This is a genomic window from Kribbella sp. NPDC050281, from assembly GCF_040655855.1.
GTDB lineage: Bacteria > Actinomycetota > Actinomycetes > Propionibacteriales > Kribbellaceae > Kribbella.
Genome location: NZ_JBFAKS010000019.1, coordinates 115,599 through 133,276, shown reverse-complemented (window position 1 = coordinate 133,276; position 17,678 = coordinate 115,599). Strand labels below are relative to the sequence as shown.

General features: G+C 67.9%; 16 protein-coding genes. 4 read left to right on the top strand and 12 right to left on the bottom strand.

The genetic code is table 11. From position 1 onward, the window contains the following. From AB0I34_RS21840 to AB0I34_RS21815, 6 genes are read right to left on the bottom strand one after another with little or no spacing between them, the layout of a single operon-like run. Window positions 1–1,059 (bottom strand): ABC transporter ATP-binding protein, encoded by a 1,059-nt coding sequence (locus AB0I34_RS21840; protein WP_360447612.1) that lies wholly within the window; start codon window positions 1,057–1,059, stop codon window positions 1–3. Further along, window positions 1,056–2,054: an ABC transporter ATP-binding protein gene (locus AB0I34_RS21835; RefSeq protein ID WP_360447611.1), complete on the bottom strand. Its 999-nt coding sequence runs from the start codon at window positions 2,052–2,054 to the stop codon at window positions 1,056–1,058. The genes AB0I34_RS21840 and AB0I34_RS21835 overlap by 4 nt, the downstream gene beginning before the upstream one ends. Next, a complete protein-coding gene (locus AB0I34_RS21830; RefSeq protein ID WP_360447610.1) occupies window positions 2,029–2,967 on the bottom strand; it encodes an ABC transporter permease in 939 nt (312 codons plus the stop codon). The genes AB0I34_RS21835 and AB0I34_RS21830 overlap by 26 nt, the downstream gene beginning before the upstream one ends. A 3-nt stretch (window positions 2,968–2,970) precedes the next feature. Further along, window positions 2,971–3,969 (bottom strand): ABC transporter permease, encoded by a 999-nt coding sequence (locus AB0I34_RS21825; protein ID WP_360447609.1) that lies wholly within the window; start codon window positions 3,967–3,969, stop codon window positions 2,971–2,973. 46 nt (window positions 3,970–4,015) lie between these two features. After that, entirely contained in the window at window positions 4,016–5,728 is a 1,713-nt protein-coding gene (locus AB0I34_RS21820; protein WP_360447608.1) for an ABC transporter substrate-binding protein, read from the bottom strand. Between the two features lie 31 nt (window positions 5,729–5,759). Beyond that, window positions 5,760–6,692 (bottom strand): ROK family protein, encoded by a 933-nt coding sequence (locus AB0I34_RS21815; protein WP_360447606.1) that lies wholly within the window; start codon window positions 6,690–6,692, stop codon window positions 5,760–5,762. Window positions 6,693–6,809: 117 nt separating this feature from the next. Between AB0I34_RS21815 and AB0I34_RS21810 the strand changes: the two genes are divergently transcribed. The 4 genes from AB0I34_RS21810 (at window position 6,810) to AB0I34_RS21795 (ending at window position 10,360) form a co-directional block, all read left to right on the top strand. Beyond that, window positions 6,810–8,012 (top strand): ROK family transcriptional regulator, encoded by a 1,203-nt coding sequence (locus AB0I34_RS21810; RefSeq protein WP_360447604.1) that lies wholly within the window; start codon window positions 6,810–6,812, stop codon window positions 8,010–8,012. A gap of 19 nt (window positions 8,013–8,031) precedes the next feature. Then, on the top strand, window positions 8,032–8,451 hold the full coding sequence (locus tag AB0I34_RS21805) for a hypothetical protein (protein WP_360447602.1): 420 nt from the start codon (window positions 8,032–8,034) through the stop codon (window positions 8,449–8,451). Between the two features lie 89 nt (window positions 8,452–8,540). Then, entirely contained in the window at window positions 8,541–9,710 is a 1,170-nt protein-coding gene (locus AB0I34_RS21800; protein ID WP_360447600.1) for a histidine kinase, read from the top strand. Next, complete coding sequence (locus AB0I34_RS21795) at window positions 9,707–10,360, top strand: response regulator transcription factor (protein WP_360447598.1); 654 nt, start codon at window positions 9,707–9,709, stop codon at window positions 10,358–10,360. The genes AB0I34_RS21800 and AB0I34_RS21795 overlap by 4 nt, the downstream gene beginning before the upstream one ends. Here AB0I34_RS21795 and AB0I34_RS21790 read toward each other — a convergent pair. The 6 genes from AB0I34_RS21790 to AB0I34_RS21765 all read right to left on the bottom strand — a co-directional run bounded on the left by AB0I34_RS21790 (window position 10,354) and on the right by AB0I34_RS21765 (window position 17,538). Further along, window positions 10,354–11,076, bottom strand: a complete 723-nt coding sequence (locus tag AB0I34_RS21790; protein WP_360447596.1) for an ABC transporter permease — start codon at window positions 11,074–11,076, stop codon at window positions 10,354–10,356. The genes AB0I34_RS21795 and AB0I34_RS21790 overlap by 7 nt on opposite strands. An 88-nt stretch (window positions 11,077–11,164) precedes the next feature. Continuing rightward, entirely contained in the window at window positions 11,165–12,097 is a 933-nt protein-coding gene (locus AB0I34_RS21785) for an ABC transporter ATP-binding protein (RefSeq protein WP_360447594.1), read from the bottom strand. Further along, window positions 12,094–12,285 (bottom strand): hypothetical protein, encoded by a 192-nt coding sequence (locus tag AB0I34_RS21780; protein ID WP_360447592.1) that lies wholly within the window; start codon window positions 12,283–12,285, stop codon window positions 12,094–12,096. The genes AB0I34_RS21785 and AB0I34_RS21780 overlap by 4 nt, the downstream gene beginning before the upstream one ends. 202 nt (window positions 12,286–12,487) lie before the next feature. Then, a complete protein-coding gene (locus AB0I34_RS21775; protein ID WP_360447590.1) occupies window positions 12,488–15,253 on the bottom strand; it encodes a bifunctional YncE family protein/alkaline phosphatase family protein in 2,766 nt (921 codons plus the stop codon). A 6-nt stretch (window positions 15,254–15,259) separates the two neighbouring features. After that, entirely contained in the window at window positions 15,260–16,609 is a 1,350-nt protein-coding gene (locus tag AB0I34_RS21770) for an ABC transporter permease (protein ID WP_360447588.1), read from the bottom strand. After that, window positions 16,606–17,538 (bottom strand): ABC transporter ATP-binding protein, encoded by a 933-nt coding sequence (locus tag AB0I34_RS21765; protein WP_360447586.1) that lies wholly within the window; start codon window positions 17,536–17,538, stop codon window positions 16,606–16,608. The genes AB0I34_RS21770 and AB0I34_RS21765 overlap by 4 nt, the downstream gene beginning before the upstream one ends. Window positions 17,539–17,678: the final 140 nt, after the last annotated feature.

Genomic DNA, 17,678 nt, shown 5'->3' with positions numbered 1-17,678 from the left:
CTAACGCGCCGTTGTGTCCTGGAGCCCCGGATCGGATTCGGCGACGTGGCAGGCGGCCTCGTGGTCGGTGCCGAGGATGCGCAGGAGCGGGGTCGTCTGGTGGCACTCGTCGACGACCAGCGGGCAGCGCCAGCGGAAGCGGCAGCCCGGGGTGGGGTCGATGACCTTCGGCGGTTCACCGGTGTCGCCTTCGACGGCGGCAGTCAGCGGTGCCCGCGGGTCGGGAACCGCGCCGAGCAACAGGTCGGTGTACGGGTGCTTGGGGTTGGCCAGCACGGACTCGGCCGGGCCGGACTCGACGATGTGCCCGGCGTACATGATGGCGAGACGGTCGGCGACGTACCGCGCGCTCGCGATGTCGTGGGTGATGTAGAGGAACGACACGCCCTGGGTCTCGCGCAGCTCGCTCATCAGGTTGAGCAGGCCGATGCGAATCGACACGTCCAGCATGGAGACCGGCTCGTCGGCAAGGATCAGCTTGGGTTTGTGCGCCAGCGCCTGGGCGAAGCCGATGCGTTGCCGCTGCCCACCGCTGAGCTCGTACGGATAGCGGTGCATGATGTCGCCGGCGGGGGACAGGCCCACCGCCTCGACGACGCGTTCGGCCTCCTCGAGCCGCTGTGCCCGCGTGAGCTCCGGGCGGTGCAGCTTCAGGCTGCGCAGGATGCCGTGCGAGACGCGGAACGCGGGGTTGAGCGAGCTGAACGGATCCTGGAAGACCATCGGTACGTCGCCGCGGTAGGCGAGCTGGTCCTTGCGCGACCGCCTGCTCGACATCGGTCGGCCCTCGTAGTAGATCTCGCCGCTCGTCGGTTGGTACACACCCGCGAGCAGCCGGGCGATGGTGCTCTTGCCGCTGCCGCTCTCTCCGGCCAGTGCCACGATCTCCTGCCGGTCGATGGTGAGGTCGACGTCGTCGACCGCGTGCAGCATCTGGCGGGAGAGCCCGCGGCCGACGCGGAAGTGGCGGGTGAGCTTCTTGGTCTCGAGCAGCGGCGCCGTCGACGCCACCGAGTCCTGGAGGGTCGACGACGTGGAGTCCAGACTGATATCGGTCATGACGTCACCTCCTGGACGGGCTCGGCCGGGCGGGTCTGGCCCGGTGCGTGCAGTAGGCAGCGCGCCTGGATCGGACCGACCTGGTAGAGCTCGGGCTCGATCTTGGGACAGTCCTCGAACGCCACCGGGCAGCGCGGATGGAAGCGGCAGCCGCTCGGTGGGCTGGCCAGGTTCGGCGGGCTGCCCGGAATTCCGGTCAGTGGTTGCTTCGGGCCCCGGATCGACGGGAACGCGTCGAGCAGACCCTTGCTGTACGGGTGCGCCGGATGGTCGAACACGGCGCGCGTGGCGCCGAACTCGACGACCTGACCGGCGTACATCACCATCAGCTGGTCGGAGAAGTGGCTGATCAGCGACATGTCGTGGGTGACGAAGACGACGGCGAAGCCGAGTTGTTTCTGCAGTTCCTTGATCTGCACCATCAGGGATCGTTGCGCGACCACGTCGAGCGCCGAGGTCGGCTCGTCCATGATGATCATGTCGGGGGTGAACAGCAGCGCCATCGCGATCATCGCCCGCTGCCGCATCCCGCCGCTGAGCTGGTGCGGATAGCTCTTGAGGTGGATCGGGTCGATGCCGACCATTCGCATCACCTCGGCCGGGCGCTCATCGTCGACCCGTTCGTCGTGCGCCATGATCGCGTCGCGGAACTGGCTGCCGATGCTCTTCACCGGGTTGAGCGCGTTCATCGCGCTCTGCATCACCACTGAGTAGTCCCGCCAGCGCAGTGCGGCCAGCTTCTTCTCGTTCATCGCGACCAGGTCCTGGCCCTGGAAGTGCACGCTGCCGCCGGTGATGGCGGCGGGTGGGCTCAGCAGCTGGGCGATGGCGAACAGCAGCGTCGACTTGCCGCAGCCCGACTCGCCGACCACGCCGACGAACTCACCGGCGTGTACGTCGAGATCCACTGAGTCGACCGCGACGACCGGGCGGTCGCCGGTGTCGTACTCGACGGTGAGATCGCGGACCTCAAGAATTGGCTGCTGACTTGGCACGTCGCCTCCGAACCGGCCGCAGGGCGGGGTTGCTGATCTCGTCGAACGCATAGTTGAGCAGGGCGAACGAGACGCCGAGCAGCGCGACCGCCAGGCCGGGCGACAGCGCCCACGCGGGCAGTCCGTTCACCAGGGCGCCCTGGTTCTGCGCCCAGTAGAGCATCGTGCCCCAGCTCAGTGAGTTGGGATCGCCGAGCCCGAGGAACTGCAGGCCGGCCGCGGTCAGGACGGAGTACAGGGCGGCACCGAGGAAGTTCGCGACGATCAGCGAGATCATCGTCGGCAGCACTTCGACCACGATGATGTACGACCGCCGCTCGCCACGGACCCGGGCCGACTCGAGGAAGTCGCGGTTGCGCAGCGACAGTGCCTGCGCGCGCATCTGTCGGGCGCCGTACGACCAGCCGGTGAGGATCAGCACGACGATGATCACGGTCAGGTTGCCCTTGCCGGCGTACGTCGCCAGCACGATGATCAGCGGGAACGTCGGCAGCACCAGGAAGATGTCGGTCATCATCGACAGCACGTTGTCCGCCGCGCCGCCGAGGTAGGCGGCCGAGACCCCGATGAGGACGGCCAGGATCGTGGCGCCGAGGCCGGCGACGACCGCGATGATCAACGACTCGCGGGTGCTGTAGATCAGCTCGGCGTACACGTCCTGGCCGAGGCCGGTGGTGCCGAGCCAGTGCGCGGACGAGGGTCCCTGCAGCGGCAGGTCACCGATCGCCTGTGGGTCGCCCTTGAGCCATGGGACGAACAGCTTCGGGACGGCGGCCAGAAGGCAGAACAGCAGCAGCAAGGCCGCCCCGACCATGGCCTTGCGGTTGTGCAGGATGGCCCGGAAGATGCCGCCCCGCGGGCGGCGGGTCACACTCGGTGCGACCGGTGCGGTGCCGGCGACGATAGCGCTCATCGGTTATCCCTTCGTCCGGGCTCGTGGGTCGAGCAGGAACACCGCGAAGTCGCAGAGCAGGACACAGATCAGGACGGCCAGCGTCGACAGCAGGAACAGTGCCTGCAGCAACGGATAGTCGGTGCTCACCGTGGCGTTGTAGAACATGTAACCCAGGCCGGGGTAGTTGAAGACGTACTCGACCAGGATCACGCCGGAGATGACGAAGCCGAGTGACATCGCGAACCCGGACAGGTTGGGCAGGAACGCGTTCCGGCCGGCGTAGCCGAACATGATCTTCCGGTTCGGGATGCCCTTGGCGCGGGCCATCCGGACGTAGTCCTCGGCCAGCGTGGTGACCATGTTGTTGCGCATGGTCAGGATCCAGCCGCCGACCGCGGTGATCAGGATGGTGGCGGCCGGCAGGATGCCGTGCTTGAGCACGCTGCCGGCGAACTCCGCCGTGAACGCGGGCGTCAGCCCCTGATCGTAGTTGAAGTCGTTGGGCAGGACCGGATTGTTGCCCATGGCGAACAATGAGATCAGCAGCAGCGCCACCCAGAAGTACGGCAGCGCCGAGGTGACGATGAAGATCGGCGGCACGACCCCGTCGATCAGCCCGCCCCGCCGCCAGCCGGCGATCGTGCCGATCAGGGTGCCGATCCCGAACGCCAGCACGGTGGTGATGCCGACCAGGCCGAGGGTCCACGGCAGCGCGTCGCCGATCAGGGTCGTCACCGGGACACCGAGGCTGCTGCCGACCGACACGCCCCAGTGCCCGGTGACCATCGCTTTGAGGTACTCGCCGTACTGCAACACGATGTTCTTGTCCGGGTCGAAGCCGAACTCGGCCAGCACCGTGCGTAACTGCTCCGGCGTGACGATTGCGCCACCCTTGCTGAGCCGCGACCGCAGTGCATCCTCAGGACTGCCCGGCATCATCCGCGGGATGAAGAAGTTCAGCGTCATCGCCGCCCAGAGAGTGAGCACGAAGAACCCGAGACGACGTATCAGGAACCGCACGACCACCAGCTCCTCGTGCTCACTCTTGCCACGTTTCCTTCCTTACTTACTTCTGGGCCGACTTCGAGTACAGGTTCGTCAGCACCTGCCCGACGTCGGGGATGTTGTACGGCGCCGGCTGGGCGTACGGGTTGTCCTGCGTCGGCCAGCCCTCGAGGTCCGTGGTGTTGTACTGGTACCAGTCGACCGACTCGGTCGTCGGGATCAGCGGGATGTCCTTGATCATGTAGCCCGAGATCTGCTTGATCAGCTGGACCTGGGTGTCCGGGTCCGCACTCGCGTACTGGTCGAAGAGCTTGTCGACCGCGGGGTTGATGTAGCGCGAGTAGTTGCTGTTGGCCTGCTTGCCGATCGGGGCGGTGTTCTTCGAGTACAGCAGCTGCCGCAACTCGTAGTACGGCGAGGGTCCGCCGGACAGGGCGGAGTACGCCAGGTCGAAGTCACCCGTGTAGAGCTTCTGGTTGTACGACTGCTGCTGCAGGTCCTGGGTGGTCAACTCGATCCCGACCGCGGCGAGCTGCTGCTTGACGACCGCCAGGGACGCGTCCCAGTCGGTGTAGCCGGTGACGCTGATGACGTTCAGCTTGAGCGGGTTCGACGCGCTGTAGCCGGCGCTGGCCAGCAACTGCTTGGCCTTCTCCGGGTTCGGCTTGTCGTAGCCGGCCGCCGTCAGCGCATCCTTGTCGAAGTACTTGTCGAAGGTCGGGGTGACGACGCCGGTCTGGTTCGCGGCCGGCTGGTAGCCGCTCTCACCGATCTTCGAGATCTGCTCGCGGTCGAGCGCGTAGGCGATCGCCTGCCGGACGGCCAGGTTGCTGGTCACCTTGTGCGACGGGTCGAGGTTCGGGATGAGCGCGACGTTCGCGGTCGGTGGGAACCAGTAGTTGTTGTCCGGCGACTTCGACTTGTAGAACTTGTCGATGTTCGGGATGTACTGACCACCCCACTGCGCCTTGCCGCTGGCCAGGTCGAGGTTGGCCGGGTTGTTGTCCAGGTACGCCGGGTACTGCACCTTCGACACATACGGCTTGCCAGGCTGCCAGTAGCTGCCGTTGGCGGCGTAGGTGATGTTGTTGCTGCTGCATGACTCGACGGTGAACGCTCCGGTGCCGACCGGCTTCGGGTTCGCATAGGTGGCCGGCTTGGACGCCGCCTCGCCGGTGGACCAGATGTGCTTGGGCACGATGCCGACCTGGTTGGCGAAGTTGTAGAAGTACGGCTCGGCCGCACCCTTGAACTTCAGCGTGACCTTGTTGCCGGCCGCGGTGACGCTGGTCAGCCCGGCGCCGCTCCACAGGGCAAACAGGTCCAGGGCCGGCTGCTGCTTCATCAGGTTGAACGTGTAGACCACGTCGTCGGCGCTGAACGGCTGGCCGTCGCTCCACTTCACACCGTCGCGGATGGTGAAGACGATCGAGTCCTTGGCCGGCGACCACGTGAACGCGGTCGCCAGCATCGGCGTGGTGGCACCGCTCTTCAGCACGTTGACGAAGGTCAGGGGCTCGTACACGAAGCCGAGCGCCTGCTGGTTGACCGACGGGTTGAACGGGTTGAACTGGCATGGCCAGGTCTGACCGCCCACGTTGGCGATGGTGACGACTCCACCCTTCTTGAACTGCCCGGTGCTGCCGCCGCTGCTCGTCGAGGACGACGGGTTGCTGGACGCACTCCCGATCGGCTTGTCACCGCCGCCACAGCCCGCAGCGGCCAGTATGCCGACCGCCACTGTGGCGACGGCGATCCGTTTGATGCCCCTCATCGTCTCTGCCTTTCACTCCTCGATCTCATGGTCATGCGAATGCCTCCGCACCGAGGACCGCGCCCGCGGCCTCGACTCCGAGGGCGAGTGCGCCCACCAGCGGCGCGTCCGAAGGGAACCGGGCCACTTCCAGTTCCGGTGGGAACGGGACGGCCGCGTCGAGTGCCCGGCGCAGTTCGGGACCGATCCGGTCCCAGGAACCGACCAGGCCGCCACCGACAACGATGCGGGCCGGGTCGAGGGCGATGGCGAGGTTGACGACGTGCATCGCCAACTCGCGGTTGAACTCGTCGGTGAGGACGGCGGCGTCCGGCTGGGTCGCCGACCTGGTGAAAACGTCCGCCGCCGATACCCGCTGGCCGAGCCGGGTGCTGCCGGTCGCCTCGAGTGCTTGGCCGCTGACGACATCCTCGAGGATCGTGCGCTGCGCCGGCTCGATCCAAACATCCGCGGCGGTCCGCACGTTGTAGGCGATCTCTCCGGACGCTCGGTGAGCGCCGGAAATCACCGTGCCTCCGGCAACGATCGCCACCGCCAGGCCGGTGCCGAGGTTGAGGTAGATCCCCGGATCGCAACCGGCCAGCGCACCCCACCGCACTTCGGCGGCGGCCGCGGCCTTCACGTCGGTCCCGAGCCGGACAGGTACGTCGGGGAACGCCTCCCGCACCATCCGCCCGAAGGGGAGTTCGCCCCAGCCGGGAAACGTCGGCGCGAGCTCGACGTGGTCGTCGTACGGGATCCCGAGCGTCGCCGCGCCGACCGCGGCGAGTTCCCTGTCCGGAGCGACCTCCGTCAACAGATCCTGGGCCGCGGTCAGACCGCGACCCATCGCGGCCTCGGCTCCTGCCTCGGCCAGGCTGTCGATGGTGGTCGTGCCGAGACGCCGGCCGGACAGGTCGGCGACCGCGGCGGCGATCTTCGTCCCGCCGAAGTCGAGTCCGAGCACAACCGGGGTAGGAATCATGGGCTGGCAACTCCACCGTGCCGTCCAATAGAATCGTTAGGAAACTAACTTAACAATCCTGGCGGGCACAAGGCCCAACTCGCAGCTTGACCAATTCGCGACCTGAAGGAGACCGACGTGACGGTTGTCGCCGGAGGTGCCGCCGCGGCCCGCCCGCAGCTGATTCGCGCGATCAACGAGCAGGTGCTGCTGGAACACATCCGGCGGTCCGGACCGGTGTCGAGGACGGAGCTGGCCGCGCTGACCGGTCTGTCGAAGCCGACGGTCTCCGCGGCCCTGGCCAGCATAGAGCGCGGCGGGCTGGTGCATGCGTCCGGCCAGCGGACCGGCGTCCCGGGTCCGGCCGCGCGACTGTACGACGTACGCCCGGAGGCAGGGTTCGTCCTCGGGCTCGATGTCGGACGCGAGTTCTTGCGTGGGGCGGTCGCGGATTTGCGGGGCACGGTGCGTTGCCGGCTCAGCGTGCGCACGAAGGCAGTGCGGGAGATGGCCCGGGTCCAGGAACTGGCCGACCTCGCCAAGACACTGCTGGACGAAGCAGGCATCACCGCGTCGCAGCTCACCCAGACAGTGATCGGAAGTCCGGGTGTCTACGACCCGAAGCGCGACACTCTGACGTTGACCGGGCGCCTGTCGGGTTGGGACTCGCCCGCGGTGTTGCCGGCGCTGCGCGAGCGGTTCGGTCCGGCGTTGATGATCGAGAACGACGTCGACGCCGCGGCCCTGGCCGAGCGGGTCCACGGTCATGGCCGCGATGTCGACAGCTTCGCGTTCGTGTCCGTCGGTACGGGGATCGGCATGGGCTTGGTGCTCGACGGGAAGCTGCGGCACGGCTTCCACGGTGTGGCGGGCGAGATCAGTTACCTACCGTTCACCGAAGGCAGCGGAAGCGATGCGCGGGATGCCCGCAAGCGGGGCAGCTTCGACGCCTCGGCATCGGCCGCGGCCGTGGTCAGGGCCGCTCGGCGGGCGGGTGTGCGAGGTGCGACGTCGGCGGCGAAGGTGTTCGCGGCGGCGGCGCGTGGTGATGTGATCGCGGCCGCCGTGGTGACCGAAGAGGCACTCCTCGTGGCCAAGGCGGTGTGCAGTGTCATCGCCGTCGTCGACCCCGAGTTGATCGTGCTGGGCGGTGGTATCGGGCAGGCACCGGGTTTCCTCGATGCGGTCGTCGAGCAGTTGCGTCTGCTCTCGCCGGTCATGCCGGAAGTGAAGATGAGCGTGCTCGCGGCAGACACAGTCGTGGCCGGCTGCATTGCCGCCGGCCTTGACCGAGCGTGGCAACACCTGCTGGGCCGGATAGCTCAGCCGGCACCAGCCTGACGTGTCCTAGTCTGGCGGGGTGGACAGTCAGCCGAGTTGGCGCGAGGAACGGCGGGAGGCAGCCGCCGTCCATGCAGCGGCGCTCGAACGCCGCAAGGCCGCCGAGACCGCGCAGGCCCGTGCGCTGCTGACCGATTTCGTCCGGACGATGAAGGAACGAGGCGTCGAGCCACAGCCGCTGCGGGCGCAGGTCACCGGATCGGGAGCCAGCTACCGCACCGGGATCACTGGCTGGTACTTGCGCCGCAACCGTTCGCTCGGCACCGACGCCGAGGGCAACTTCTACATCCTCGGTACGCCGGCCAGCCTCAGCGCCCGGCTCCTCGGCGTCCGCATCCTGCCGTCCGATCCGCCGATCACCGTCGGCCTGGGCGCTCGCGATGGTGAGTCCATGCCGCTCGCGCAACTTCTCCAGCTCCGGCTGGACGAGAGCGACTGACCCGGGTTTCTCCAACCCTGGGTTGATCTCTGGGTTGATCTTCCGTTGATGACGGTGACCTGGTCGAGGCCGGAGCCTATGGTCGTTCGGTGATCGCCGGATCCAGAACTGTGCCTGCTCTGGTGGCGCTGCGTCACGCCCGGAAACATCACGAGACGACCTGGCGGTGGCTGCGCCTGGTGGGTCCACTCATCATCGGTCTGCAGATCATCGTGCTGAGCCAGTCCACGCCTGGTCCGGGCCGGCACGGCGAAGGGCTGGTCATCTCGGTCGCGATCGCGGCGTTCGCCGCCGGGGCGTTCGGAACCTTCGCCGCCCGGAGCGGGCCGACCTGGGCGCGATGGATGTCGATCGCGGTCCTGTTCGTGGCAAGCGTCGTACTGCTGCGGCTACAGCCGTCTGGTCCGGGAGTGCTCGGGGTGTTCGTCGCCGTGGCGCTGATCGGACGCAGGCTTCCGCCGGTCCCTGGCACCGCGGTCGTCGGTGCGGGGCTGATCCTTCTGCTCGTCGGGGGTGACCGGTCACCGCTGCCGGCGTTGTTGACCAGCATCGCGATGGCAAGCTTCTACGCCGTGATGCGTCTGGCCGAGCGACTGAGCGAGACCAACGAAGAGGCGGAACGGTTGCTGCTCGAGCTGGAGCGGACCCGCGACGCGCAGGCTCGCGCCGCCGCACTCGCGGAGCGTCAACGACTGGCCCGCGAGATGCACGATGTGCTCGCGCACTCGCTGTCCGCGTTGGTGCTCCAGCTCGAAGGCGCGACCGTGCTGGCAGCCGGCGACGACCGCCTCTCCGGGGTGATCGATCGCGCGCGGCATCTCGCCGGCTCGGGACTCGACGAGGCGCGGCACGCTATCGGCATGCTCCGCGACGACCAGGCGCTGCCGGGGCCGGGCGAGTTGCCGGCGTTGACCGCGCGGTTCGAGCACGACACCGGCATCCGTTGCGAACTGACCGTCGCCGGCGATGACCACTCGCTCGACGCGGACGCCCGCCTCGCCGTCTACCGGGTCGCGCAGGAATCCCTGACGAACATCGCGAAGCACGCCACGCGGCAACAGTGCGTCACCGTGAGGCTCAGCTACGAAGACGGCCTGGCGAGGCTGATCGTCGAGGACTACGGCGATCCGGCAACAACACCGGGTTGTTCCGGTTATGGCCTGACCGGTATGCGTGAACGGGCCGAACTCCTCGGCGGGCGACTCGATGCAGGCCCGACCCGGACGGGGTTCCGGGTGGAGCTGGAGGTCCCGGCATGATCCGCGTCCTGAGCGTCGACGACCAGCGCGTGGTCCGGGAGGGACTGGCGCTGGTGCTCGGGCTGCTGCCCGATGTCGAGGTCGTCGGCACCGCCTCCGGGGGCGAGGAGGCGGTGCGCATGGTGAGTGATCTGACGCCTGACGTCGTACTGATGGATCTGCGGATGCCGCGGTGCGACGGCGTCGAGGCGACTCGGCGGTTGCGCGATCTCCACCCGGAGGTGAAGGTCATCGCGCTGACGACGTACGCCGATGACGAGTCGGTGCTCGCGGCCCTTCGGGCGGGAGCGCGGGGTTACCTGACGAAGGACGCGAGGTCGGCCGAGATCCACGAGGCCCTGCACCGGGTGCTGGACGACCAGGCTGCGATCGACCCGGCCGTGCAGCATCACCTGGTCGCGGCGATCGCGGCCGACCCCGGTACGCCGAAGCCCACGGCGGTGTCCGACGACGTGCTGACCCGGCGCGAGACCGAAGTCCTGACGCTCATCGCCGAGGGCCTGTCGAACGCCGAGATCGCCGCCCAGCTGGTGGTCACGGAGGCGACAGTGAAGAGTCACGTCAACCACCTCCTCGCCAAGATCGGCGCCCGGGATCGTGCCCGTGCCGTCAGCTACGCCTACCAGCACGGTCTCCTCCGGCATCAGTAGTCCGAGGCACAGGACATGTCGTCTGTCGCGACCACCATCCGCGCCCGAGCGGGCCGACGCTGGTGGGTCCGTGTCGGCTCCCAGCGGAAGACCGCCAGCGACACCAGCAATCCGGCGACAGACCAGCCAAACAGCACGAGGACGTCCCGGACCGGAAGCCCTGTGCCGGTGAGCGCGTGACCCGTGGCGTCAATGATCGGACGCACCGGCAGGTACGACGCGACGGTGGAAACCCATGACGCCTTCACCGGATCGCCGACCGTGCCGGAGAACAACACCACCGGTAGATAAGTCAGGCCGAGGATCGGGAACGCACTGGCCACAGTCGAGATGAAGCCCGTGACAGCAGTAGCCGCGGAGGCACACGCGAGCGCCCCGAGGAAGATGGCGGCAAGCATCGCCAGCGCACGCCAGATGTCCAGGTCCGTACCGAACAAGGCCACACCGGCGAGTACGGCGACCGCGCCGGCGAGCACCGAGACGAGCACCGACGCGACGATCTGACCACTGAGATAGCACCAGGCGGGCAGCGGTGTCGCACGCCAGCGCTTCATCACACCGGACTCCCGGGCCGCCACCAGCCCGATCCCGTGGGTCGTCCAGGCGATCATCGTCGTACCGAGAACCGCGCAGCCAGCGAGCCGGGACGGCGCGACCTGGCCATCCGAGGAGTTCAGCAGTAGCAGCAGGATCGGGAGAACGAGACCGGTGCTCATCGCTCTGGGAGTGCGAATGAGCAAGCGGAGCTGGTGGGCGATCTGGCCCAGCAGGAGCGGCAGGACCGGTGGCAACCGCGCACTCGCGTCAGACGTGGCTTGTGAAGAGGGCATGGTGGGGCTCCGAGTCGACGGGCGTGCGGGTGATGGACAGGTAGGCCTCTTCGAGGCTCGGCGGACCGACCTCGAGCGCCGTCAGTTCGAGCCGGTGGTGTTGGGCCCACGCGAGGAGGTCCGCGAGTACGGGCTCGATCCGGTCCGTGTGGAGACTCAGCACGCGATCGGTGACGTGGACGGCCAGAGACGGCGGGAGATCCGGAGCCTCGACCGGCAACGGGAAGCGAATCGCACTCCGGCCACCGCTCGCTCGCATGGCTGCGGGCGTGGTGTCGGCCACCAGGCGTCCAGCGGAGAGCACCATGACTCGATCCGCGAGGTGGTCAGCCTCGTCGAGGTAGTGCGTGGTCAGCAGGATCGTCGTACCCGCGTCGTTGAGCCGTTCCACGCTGGCCCAGCAACGCCGTCGGGCTTCCGGGTCGAGGCCGGTGGTGGGCTCGTCGAGGAACAGTACGTCGGGATTCCCGATGATCGCGAGCCCGAGATCGACCCGACGCTGCTGTCCACCGGACAACGTGCCGACCCGCGTCCTCGCGTCGTCGGCGAGGTCGATCAGCTCCAGTACTTCGGCGACGGGCCGCGGGTTCGGGTAGAGACGTCCGAAGACGCGCAGCAGATCCACGACGGTCGGCTCGGTCTCGAGGCTGGTCGACTGAAGGACGAGGCCGACCTGCGCACGCCAGGCGCGGCCGCCGTGCAGCGGATCGTCACCGAGGACCCGCACGTGACCCGATGTCGGCTCGGAGAATCCCTCCAGGATCTCGAGCGCCGTGGTCTTGCCGGCACCGTTCGGCCCGAGTACGGCGACCAGTTGGCCCTCGTCGATCTCGAAGCTGACGCCGTCGACGGCGGCGAAGTCGCCGTACCGTTTGGTCAGGTCGCGAACGGAGACGATGCCGGTCATCGATCCCGCCCGGGACGGTCGCGCTGACCGTTGCCCTTGGCATCCATGACGACGTTCGCCACGCTCCAGATGCCGACACCGGCGCCGACGGCGATCAGCAGCGGCCGGTGCGTGACGATCCCGAACACCAGCAGTCCGATGCCTATCAGCGCGCGCAGGTACGGGTTGAATCCCAGGAGTCGAAGCATGTCCAGTCCCTTGCCTTGGTTGCTTGCCGGAACCAGCGTCGGCGAACCGACGGTGCCCGGTCATCGGCGTGACTGTTGAAGTCCGGGCTGCTGCCGCCTCGATCGGAGGTTGGAGCTCCATCCATCCCTGGTAGGAACGCGGAAGCCCCTGACCGGCGTGCTGCCGGCCAGGGGCCTCGGGTGCTACGTCCTACGTGTTATCTCAGCCGTCGGAGTCCGGGGCCGGGATGTACGAGCCTGGCACGTCCTGCGGTGCGACGATCTTGTCCTCACCGGGGTACGGCGTGGCCCAGTCGTGCGCCTGGTACCACGTGAAGTGGTCCATCTGCGCCGGGTTCGCGAAGTCGGCCTTGGCGTCCGGGCCGGTGAGCCGCTGCTGCGACTTCCAGTCGTCCCACGTGGCCGCCATCTCCTGCATATCCGCCGGTACCGTCGCCTTCGGCGCGGGCGCCGCGAGCGGGTTCTGCGCCGCCGGGGTGTCCAGGCCGCAGGACGGCGGGGTGCTCAGACCGCCGGTCAGCGAGGTCCGGTTCGGCAGAGCGGTGAACGGCGTGTTGTCGGGGCGCTGGGTGAACGCGTCCCGCATCGGGGTGGCCGCGCTGTCCTTCTGGTTCATCGGGTGGACCCCGAGGATCTGCTCGATGGTGCGGATCATCGCGATCTGCGAGTAGTAGTGGTTGTCGACCTTGCCGTGCTGGGCCCACGGGCTGATGATCTGGATCGGCGCCCGGTGGCCGTCGACGTGGTCCAGGCCGGCCTGCGAGTCGTCCTCGACGACGAAGATCGCCGAGTCCTTCCAGTACTTGCTGTGCGAGATCGTCTCGACGATCTTGCCGACCGCGAGGTCGTTGTCCGCGACCTGGGCGGCGGCGTTCGCCGGACCGCCGGTGTGGTCGCTGGACAGCCAGAACATGTTCAGGTTCGCCGGCCCGTTCTTCTCGAAGTCCTGCTTCCAGATCTGCTCCCGGTAGATGTCCGGGACGCTGGTGTCGAACTTCGGGAAGCCGTGCACCGACACGTCGTTCAGCGACGGGATCGGCGAGGACGAGACCAGCGGGTAGGCGGTGTCCTGCCCGGTCGCGATCATGTTCTTGGTGTCGCAGTACAGGTTCTGCCAGCTCGCGCCGGCCGGCTTGGTCAGGAACTGCTGGAACTCACCGAAGTCGCGCACTGTCTTGCCGACCGCCTGCGCACCGCTCCAGATGAAGCCGGTCTGCTGGTGGCCGAGTGCGTCGTCCTCGGTGTCGTAGCTACGCAGGTACTCGCCGGCCGAGGACTCGGTGTACTCCGGGTTGTCCGCCTGCATCAGCCAGTTGTGACCTTCGGCGGAGTTCGTGCCGACGTCGTAGGTGTTGTCGTAGAGCCCGAACTGCTGGGCCAGCGCGTGCTGGTTCGGCGTCACGTTCTCACCGAACTGCGCCAGCGCCGGGTCGCCGTCGCCCTCCGGCATGTCACCGAAGACCTGGTCGTAGGTCCGGTTCTCCTTCACCAGCAGGAAGACGTGCTTGATCGTCGACGGCTCGCCCAGTCGCTGCGGGACCGGCACGGGCTTCTTCTTGGCGGCCTCGCCCTTGCCGTTGGCCACCTGGACCGAACCCTTGGTCCAGCCGTTCTGCTCGAAGACCTTGGCCGTGTCGGCGCGAATCACGTTGTCGGTCGGCAGCTTGAACCGCTGCAGGCTCGAGGTGGTGTCGTGGGTGCCGCGCCCGGCGGCGGTCGTCGTACGGCGGGCGTCGATACCCCGGGTGTTGGAGACCAGTACGTCGTCGCCGACCGTCGCGATCTCAGCCGGGAAGTAGTCCGTCGGCAGCAGACCGACGTAGCTGACCGGCTCCAGCGGGGTCGTGTACTTGTAGACGGCGACCGCGTTGGCGCGGCCGAGGGTCACCAGCAGATGACCGTCGTCAGTGAGCGTCACTCCGTCGGGCTCGTAGCCCACCGAGGCCTCCGGCCACGGCTGGGTGGCGACGGTCTGGACGACCTTGTTCTTGCCGGTGTCGATGATCGACACGTCGTTCGTCTGGGTGTTGGTGACGAACAGCGCGTTGCCCTTGGCGTACAGGGCGGTCGGGTGCAGACCGACGTTGATGCTCGTCACGGCCGCGGCCGGCTTCGCCAGGTTGATGACGCTGACCGTGCCGGTCGTGGTGGCCGCGGTGACCGGGTTGGCCGGCACCGGGGTGTTGTACGAGTTGATCGTGGTCTCGCCCGGCCGTGCCGTCCGGCCGCCCTCGTTGCTGACGTACAGCTTGTCGCCGACCATGATCAGGTCACGCGGGGCGATGCCCACCGACCAGCTCTGGATGATGTCGCCGGTCCCCGCGTTGATCGCGACCACGCGGTTCTGGCCGTTGACCGCGGAGTACACGATCGAACCGTCGGACGAGAACACGGCCTCGCCGACCAGCGCGTGCTTGGGGCCGTCGGCCGGGATCGACACGAACGTCGGGTTGGCGAGGCTGCCGTCCGGGTTCACGGTGAACCTGCGGTAGCCGTCGGTCTGCCCGAGCCACAGCTGCGACCCGTCGGGGGAGTACGTCGGGCCTTCCTGGCCGATGTCGTTGCCAGGGATGCGCAGATTCGCCGCGGCGTTGTTGCCGATCAGCTGCTGCACCTTCCAGTCCTTCAGGTTCACGATCGCCAGCGCCATGCCGCCGTCGGTGATCGAGGCCGCGACGTGGGTGCCGTCGGGGCTGACCGAGGAGGACATGATCTTGCCGGGCTGAAGGAGGAGGCGATCGCCGATCGGCTTGAGGTACTGATCGCTGGAGATGACCAGACCCTTGTCGGTGGTGTCGCCGACGTGGGAGGTCCCGAACTGCGTGGTCTGGGCCGAGCCGGTACCGGCGGCGAGGACGGCGACAACGGTGGCGCCTGCCGTGACGAGTGGTACGCGGCGGCCGATGCGTCGACCGAGAAGGCCCGAGGGCTTCTTCTCGACACGCCGGCGGAGGCGTGTTACCTGCATCTTGGGTTATCCCTTCGGGGTGGGTAGCAGGTCGACGTTGCCGTCGAACTGCCATAGGGGGTTGGGTGCGTCGCCGATCGGCGTACGGACCAGGAAGAAGCCGTTGACTTCCTTCGGTCCGTCGCCGTCGGCCATGAAGCGCCCATCTGCGGTGATGTCCAGTTGGTAGATGGCTTGGCCGGTCGCCGCGACGTCGGGCAGATGCCACGAGACGACGCAACGCCAGTCGTTGCCGGGTCCCACCGGGTCGACCTTGCCGTCGCCCTTGGTGCACGCCGTCGAAGCCTGCAGTTGCGCTTCGGTGACGTCGGGACGGTTGAGCTCCCTGGTCTGCACCCGGTAGAGGTGGGCGAACGCGGTCGACACACCGGCCTCGACCTTGGCCTGCTGGATGCCGGCCGTCGCCGATGCCGTCGCCGCGGCGAGGATCGCGATGGTGACGGCGAGCAGACCGACAAGCGGCACCAGGCCGACGGTGATCGCGCGCCGGCCCGAGCCGTCCGAGGTCAGGTTGGTGAAGTCACGCCGCAGGAAGAGCAGATACGCGAGCACAGTCGCGGTGGCCGCCCAGACCAGACTGACCACGACACCGATGAGCAGAGGGGCGAGCTGACCCGGGCTCGTGAACAGGCCCTTCCAGGCCGTGAACGCGTACCCGGGCAGAGCCAGGCGTACGGCGACCGGCAGCGGCAGCATCTGCGCCAACTGCATGGCCAGCGCGACCAGCGCGGGCAGCAGCAGGCCCATCGGAGACCGACCCAGTGCGACGGATCCGAGCAGCCCGATCGCGGCGAGGGCCAGGGTCGGGGCGATCGCACAGACCCAAGCGAGCAGTACGTTCCCAGCAGCGTTGCCGGACGACAACAGGTGACCGTCGAGGCCGACCAGCGGCTGATTGCCGACCGCGATCAGCCCGCCGACCGCGCTGGACACAGCCAGCCCGGCCATCAGCAGCATGATGACCGTCAGACTGGCCAGTGCCTTCGCCACGAAGATCCGTTGCGGCGAACGGACCGCCACGAGCAGGTGGCGCCAGGTCCCCAGCCGATCCTCGGAGGCGAACACGTCTCCGGCGACCAGTGAGGTCAGCAGCGGGAGCGCCCAGTTTCCGGAGAAGCCCAGGATGACGAGCGGTCCGGCCCACCCGGTCGCGTGCATCCAGCGCCCGAAGAGGGTGTCGACCGGGAGTGAGGTCTGCTGGCTGACCGCGGCGACGAACAGCGCGGGTGCGATCCAGCAGGCGACGACGATCAGGCGGATCCGCCACTGCGAGGTCAGCTTGACCAGTTCGAACCGGTAGCCGCGGGCCACCGAGACGGGATGGGCGACGGCCGGACGGGCGACGGTCGCGGTCACTGGCCGGCCTCCTGCTGCTCGGTGAGGGCGAGGAACGCTGCCTCGAGGGGCGACACGACGGGTGCGAACTCGCGCACCGCGATGCCGGCATGCACCAGTCGTACGACGAGGTCGTCGAGCGCGGGCACCAGTCCCCGAACAACGAAGAGATCGTCGTTCGGGGACACAGCCTCGTCGACGGTGATCCCGTTGGTGTCGCCTGCCACCTTGCGGGCTGCCTCGGCATCGGAAGTGACCAGGCGATAGTCGAGTTCACCGTTCTCGGCCGCGAGTTTGCTCAGCGGTCCGGTGAAGACGATGCGTCCGGTGTTGAGAATGGTCACCTCGGAACACAAGGCCTCGACATCGTCCATGCGGTGACTGGAAAGGACGACGGTCGTTCCCTCGGCCGCCAGCCGGTTGAGAACACGGTGGACGTGCCTCTTGCCTGCCGGGTCGAGGCCGTTGGACGGCTCGTCGAGCACGATCAGCCGCGGCTTGGTGAGTAGCGCGGCGGCGAGTCCGAGTCGCTGCCGCATGCCGAGGGAGAAGCCACGGGTCCGGTCGTCCGCGACATCGGTGAGGCCGACCTCGGCGAGGACGGCGTCGATTCCGGCCGTCCCGGTGCCGCCGCGGAGATCGGCCAAGGCGGCGAGATTCTGCCGGGCCGTCAGCGATGGGTAGAGGCCAGGCCCGTCGACGAAGCCGGCCACGCCCTCGGGTGCGGCCAGCGCGCGGCCGACCGGCGTACCCAGGATCTCGAGGCTGCCGCTGTCGGCGACGGCCAGGCCGAGCAGGAGACCGAGCAGTGTCGTCTTGCCGGCGCCGTTCGGCCCGACGAGGCCGTGGATCTGTCCCTGCGCGACGTCCAGGTCGATGCCGTCGAGGGCGACGACCTCACCGAACGCCTTGGTGATCCCGCGAGCCCGGACCGCGATGAGTGCGTCCATGCATCCCTTCCTTCATAACCTCAAGGAACTTAGGAAGTGCAGACGACGCCCAGAGGGGCCCTGAGGTTAACGGCGAGAGAACGAGCGGCAACCGATTTCCATCGGTACCAAATGTAATGCCGAACGGGCCGCAGGTAATT